The 5,385-nt window shown below is 69.3% G+C and carries 4 protein-coding genes; 2 read left to right on the top strand and 2 right to left on the bottom strand.

What is annotated here, in order from left to right; all coding sequences use genetic code 11:
* Positions 1-75: 75 nt before the first annotated feature.
* Together DQW06_RS26595 and DQW06_RS26600 are read right to left on the bottom strand one after the other, a co-directional pair.
* A complete protein-coding gene (locus tag DQW06_RS26595) occupies positions 76-1,953 on the bottom strand; it encodes an amino acid adenylation domain-containing protein (protein ID WP_232833171.1) in 1,878 nt (625 codons plus the stop codon).
* Between the two features lie 36 nt (positions 1,954-1,989).
* Positions 1,990-3,261 (bottom strand): MFS transporter, encoded by a 1,272-nt coding sequence (locus DQW06_RS26600; protein ID WP_117199529.1) that lies wholly within the window; start codon positions 3,259-3,261, stop codon positions 1,990-1,992.
* Between the two features lie 377 nt (positions 3,262-3,638).
* Here DQW06_RS26600 and DQW06_RS26605 point away from each other — a divergent pair, with 377 nt between their 5' ends.
* Both DQW06_RS26605 and DQW06_RS26610 read left to right on the top strand, forming a co-directional pair.
* Positions 3,639-3,860 (top strand): MbtH family protein, encoded by a 222-nt coding sequence (locus tag DQW06_RS26605; RefSeq protein ID WP_013152778.1) that lies wholly within the window; start codon positions 3,639-3,641, stop codon positions 3,858-3,860.
* 117 nt (positions 3,861-3,977) lie between these two features.
* A complete protein-coding gene (locus DQW06_RS26610) occupies positions 3,978-5,213 on the top strand; it encodes a PLP-dependent aminotransferase family protein (RefSeq protein WP_198048847.1) in 1,236 nt (411 codons plus the stop codon).
* Positions 5,214-5,385: the final 172 nt, after the last annotated feature.

Here is a 5,385-nt window from a genome sequence, read left to right on the forward strand (position 1 = left end):
GATGGGGGGTGGGTTTCTCACCGCGTCCGGGCGGCTGGGGCGGACGGTCTCCTCGTCAGGACCGCGGGTGCGGGTTCACAGGCCGAGTTCCTTCTGGAGCTCGCTGACCTCGCGGTCCGGGACACGCGTGGTCGGCCCGGCCCCGTCCGACCCGGCCCCGGCGTCCACGGTGGCCGCCCCTGCGATCGCCGTCGCGGACTGGTGCCTGAGGACGTCGGTCGTGGAGACCACGACTCCGGAGTCCCGGGCCCGGGTGACCACGCGGAACGCCCGGATGCTGTCGCCTCCGCGTTCGGTGAAGAGGTCCCCGGGCCCGAGCCCGGGTTCCTCCAGCACCTCGCGAAGGATGTGGAGGAGGACCTCCTCGACCGTGTCCGCCCGGTCCGGCGCGCTCTCCGCGTTGCTCGTCGGCTCCGGGAGCGCTCCCCTGTCGAGCTTGCCGTTGGCGTTGAGCGGCATCTCGTCCACCCTCAACAGGGCGGAGGGCACCATGTAGTCCGGCAGTGCCCTGCCCAGGTGCCGGCGCAGTTCGGCCTCGTCCACGCCGCCACCGTCCACGACGAAGTAGCCGACGAGACCGCGCGCCCCGTCCCGGTCCTCCCGCACCACGACCGCGGCCCGGGAGACGGCGGGGTGGGAGGCGAGCACCGCCTCGACCTCCCCCGGCTCGACACGGAAGCCGCGGATCTTCACCTGGTCGTCGACGCGCCCGAGGAACTCCAGATCGCCGACGTCGTTCCGCCGGACGACGTCACCCGTCCGGTACATGCGCTCTCCCGGGGCGAACGGCGAGGCGACGAACCGCTCGGCGGTCAGCCCGGGTCGGTTGAGGTACCCGCGGGCGAGGCGGGCGCCGGTGATGTAGAGCTCGCCGGGCGACCCGGTCGGCGCGGGCGCGAGCGCGTCGTCCAGGACGTGGATGCCCGTGTCCGGGATCGGTGTGCCCAGCGTGGGGCGGGGGGTGGCGTCGGTGTCGGTGGCCACCGCCTCCACGGTGGCCTCGGTCGGCCCGTAGGTGTTCATCACGCGGGTTCCCTCGATCCCCCGGAGCCGCTGCCAGAGGGCGTTCGGGAACGCCTCCCCGCAGGAGAGCAGCACCCGCGGCGTGTGCTCCCCCCTGCCCCACTCCGCGGACTGCACCAGCGCCCCCCAGTAGGACGCGGTGAACACGACGCAGTCGAGTCGGTGTCGGCTCATGATCCGCACGAAGCGATCGACGTCCCGGTAGTCCTCCTCCGCGTAGAGGTGCATCTCGTGGCCCGCGGCCAAGCCGATGACGGAGTTCCAGCCGACGTCGAAGGTCAGCGCGGCGGTGTGGGCGATGCGCAGGCGCCGTCCGGCGTCCACCTCGTCGAAGAACCGGCCGTAGTGGCGGCTGTACAGGCCCAGGCTGGACTGGGAGATCTGCACGCCCTTGGGTCTGCCCGTGGAGCCGGAGGTGTACATGACGTACGCGAGGTTGTCGGGGCGCAGCGGTGACCGGCGCTCCTCGTCGCGGACGTCGTGGTCGGCGGGGTGTCCGCCGGTGTCGCCGTCCTCCCCCAGGCGCAGGAACGTCATCGGCACACCGTGGCGGCCGAGGGCGTCGGCGCCCCGGTCATCGGTGACGGCGACCTTCGGGGCGCTGTCGGCCAGGACGTATCCGATGCGCTCTCGGGGGTGGGTGGCGTCGATCGGAAGGTAGACGCCGCCCGCCTTGAGCACGGCGAAGAGGGCGACGATCGCACCCGGGCAGCGCCGCATCGACACCGCCACGCGCGTCTCCGGCCCCACCCCGGCGTCGATGAGCGCACGCGCGAGCCGGTTGGCCCTCGCGTTGAGGTCGGCGTAGGTGTGGGCGCGGCCCGCATACACGAGGCCGGTCGCGTCCGGCTGGTTCCTGGCCTGGCGTTCGAGAAGGCCGGCGAGGAAGGTCTTCCCCTCCAGACCGCTCACCGCACTGTTGGTCGCCATCATGAATCCCCGATCGTCTCTCCGCTGGTGTCCTGGTCAGTTGGGGTCGGCCTCGCTGGTGGACCTCTCCGGGGAACCGTCGCCGTCAGCGGACTCCACGGGCCACGCCATGGTCCGGAAGCCCCGGTGGGCGAAGGCGAGGAGCACGCACACGGCGAGCACGGCGGCCAGGGTGAGGACCGCGTGGCCGGGCCGCAGGAACTCCAGGAGCAGACCGGCCCCGGCCATGCCGACGGCGCCTCCCACCCCGTAGAGGGTCATCGCCGCCGCGATCACCCTTCCCCTGATCTCGTCGGACACCTGACGGAAGATCAGCAGGTCGACCAGGATCCGCATCGCCGGGACGCCGACGGTGAGCAGGAACAGGAGGGCGGCCAGCCACCAGGGGCCCCACGGGACGGCGAAGAGCGCGATGAGGAGGACGGTGCTGCCGCCCACCGCGAGCATGACCCCACCGGGGGGCAGCAGCCGGTGCAGGGGCTTGACCAGGAAGGCGCCGACCAGGCCGCCCGCCGCCAGGCCCATCATGGCGAAACCGATCACCGTGGAGGACGCGCCCTGTTCCTCCAAGACCACCACCGAGATCAGGAGGAAGGGCGCGCTCACCGCGTTCATCAGGACGGTGAAGAGCAGGACCCGGCGCAGTTCGGTGGCGGCGGCCATCGTCCTGAGGCCCGACAGCATCCGGGTCCAGGCCGATCCGTCGGCGTCCTCCTCGGAGCCCCCGGGCCGGGGTGGGACCGGGCGGACGAACAGTACGCACACGACGGAGAGGACGAAGGTGACCGTGGTGAACACGAAGGGCGTCGCCATGCTCACCGCGTACAGGAATCCGCCCAGCGGAGGACCCGCCATGGCCGCGCCGTTGCTGCGCACCTCTTCCTGGGTGAGGGCCGAGGTGAGTTGTTCCCTGGGCACCACGGCGCGGACCAGGAGCATGCGCGCCGAGCCGCCCAGCGGTGTGACCAGGCCGAGGAGTGCCGCGACGACCAGCAGGTGGGGCAGGGTGAGTGTCGCGAACAGGAGTGCCGCCACCACGCTCAGCGTGGCGGCCGCCCGGGTGCCCTCCGCCAGGAGCAGGAGCGCGCGCCGGTCGTACCTGTCGCAGAGCTCCCCCGCGGGCAGGGCCGCGAGGAGCGTGGCGACCATCTGCACGCCGCCGAAGGCGCCCGCCCAGGCGGGGGAACCGGTCAGGGCCAGGACGACCAGCGGGTAGACGAGTTCGGAGACCTCCAGCCCGAAGAACGAGAACGCCGACCCCACCCACAGGAGCTGGAACCTGCGGTTCCGCCGTAGCGGAACGTCCACGGGCGGCGCCCCGGCTTCCTTTCGTCCTTCGTCTTCCACGCGGTTCCCCTGCTCCCGATCGCCTCCCGCCGGGGCACCCGCCATAGGAAAAACAGCTGGTCACCCGCTTGCCAGTCCGAAGCATATTCCACGAGTGCGCTTTTTCGCTGTCATCAACCGGACAACCCGGCGCTCTTTCCGATCATCCCTTCGTTTTCGCAGGTCAAACCTTGATCAACACCCGGAGGGAGCCGTGGCAGGTTCCTGACATGGAGTTTCTCGATACCCTCCTTGTCCTTCCGGAGAGGGTCTACCTACGCTTCCTTAGACACCGGCAAATCATCACGAAGCCGTCAGAGCAAGGCTCGTTCACCATCCACCACACCCCGGAGAGCGCCATGGGCAACCCCTTTGACAACGAGGACCTCTCTTTCCTGGTTCTCGTCAACGAAGAAGGCCAACACTCCCTCTGGCCCGCCTTCGCCGACGTCCCCGAAGGGTGGGAAGTCCGGGTCCCGAGTTCCCCGCGCTCCGAATGCCTCTCCTACATCGAGGAGAACTGGACCGACATGCGCCCCAAAAGCCTGGTCGACGCCATGCTCTCGGACGAGAAGAACTGAGAAAACGGGTCCACGCAGCATCACCTGGAACAGGAAAAGAACGAACGGTGGGGATACGAAGTGGACCTGGCGCTCTCCGACATGCACGCATCACTTGACTCACCGACCACGGAGTCGATGAATTTCCTGAACGAGATCGGGAACGTCTACCCCGACGCCATCTCGTTCGCCGCGGGGCAGCCGTTCGAGGGCTTCTTCGACCTCGACGCCGTCCACCACTACCTGGACGCGTTCCGCGCCCACCTCGCCGAGGAGCGGGGGCAGAGCGGGGAGCAGGTCCGGCGCACGCTGCTCCAGTACGGCAGCGCCAGGGGCATCGTCAACGACCTCATCTGCCGCAACCTGGAGACGGACGAGGGTATCCGGGTGGACCCCCGTGCCGTCGTCGTCACCTCCGGCTGCCAGGAGGCCCTCTTCCTGGTGCTGCGCGCCCTGCGCGGGGGCCCGTCGGACGTGGTGCTCGCGGTGCGGCCGAACTACTCGGGGCTCGACGCGGCGGCGCGCCTGGTGGAGATGGGGGTCCACCCGGTCCGGGAGCCGGCTTCGGGGATCGACGGTGAGAGCCTCACCGAAGCCGCGGAGCAGGCACGCCGGGAAGGGCTCAACCCCCGCGCCTGCTACGTGATCCCGGACTTCGCCAACCCCACCGGCCGCAGCCTGTCGGTGGCCGCCCGGCGGAGCCTGCTGGAGAGCGCCGAGAAACAGGGGATCCTTCTCATCGAGGACAACCCCTACGGCATCTTCGGCCCCGAGGAGAGCGGCACCCCCACCCTGAAGTCCCTGGACGCGTCGCGGTCCGTGGTCTACCTCGGTTCCTTCGCCAAGTCCGGTATCCCGGGAGCGAGGGTCGGCTACGTCGTCGCCGACCAGCGTGTGTCGGCGCACGAATCATCGGACACCCTTTTCGCCGACCACCTGGCCAAGGCCAAGGGAATGCTCAACATCAACACCTCCCCGATCACTCAGGCGGTGATGGGGGGAAAGCTGATCATGAACGGGTTCAGCCTCCGTTCGGCGAACACCCGGGAGAGGAACGTCTACCAGGGCAACCTGTCCCGCCTCCTCCAGGAGATGTCTCGGAGGTTTCCCGAAGGCGAGGGCCACGGCGTCAGTTGGAACACCCCGTCGGGCGGATTCTTCCTGACCCTGAAGGTCCCCTTCCCAGCGAGTGACGAGGCACTTGGCGTCTGTGCGCGAAAGCACGGTGTGCTGTGGACCCCCATGCACCACTTCCACGGCGACGGAATTCCACGGAACGAGATCAGGCTCTCCTTCAGCCATCTCACCCAGGACAGGATCGCGCTCGGTGTCGAACGTTTCGCCTCGTTCGTCACCGACCACGCCGGCAGCTGAATTCACGCTGCCCGCACACGGCGGAGGAGATGAACCGCAGGCGTCCGTCACCCATTCCGCAAACCTGACCTTTTCCGTGTCTCCCCACGCCCGCACCCCTTTCAGAGAGGCCGATCCGTGTACCCGTTGTCGTTTGCCCAGCGTCGGTTGTGGTTTCTGTCGCGGTTGGAGG

This window comes from Nocardiopsis sp. TNDT3, from assembly GCF_003427465.1.
Classification (GTDB): Bacteria; Actinomycetota; Actinomycetes; order Streptosporangiales; family Streptosporangiaceae; genus Nocardiopsis; species Nocardiopsis dassonvillei.

Excerpts from the sequence above, each read along its gene's own strand:
- DQW06_RS26595 (WP_232833171.1), bottom strand. The coding sequence starts at position 1,953 with ATGGCGACCAACAGTGCGGTGAGCGGTCTGGAGGGGAAGACCTTCCTC.
- DQW06_RS26605 (WP_013152778.1), top strand. The coding sequence starts at position 3,639 with ATGGGCAACCCCTTTGACAACGAGGACCTCTCTTTCCTGGTTCTCGTC.
- DQW06_RS26610 (WP_198048847.1), top strand. The coding sequence starts at position 3,978 with ATGAATTTCCTGAACGAGATCGGGAACGTCTACCCCGACGCCATCTCG.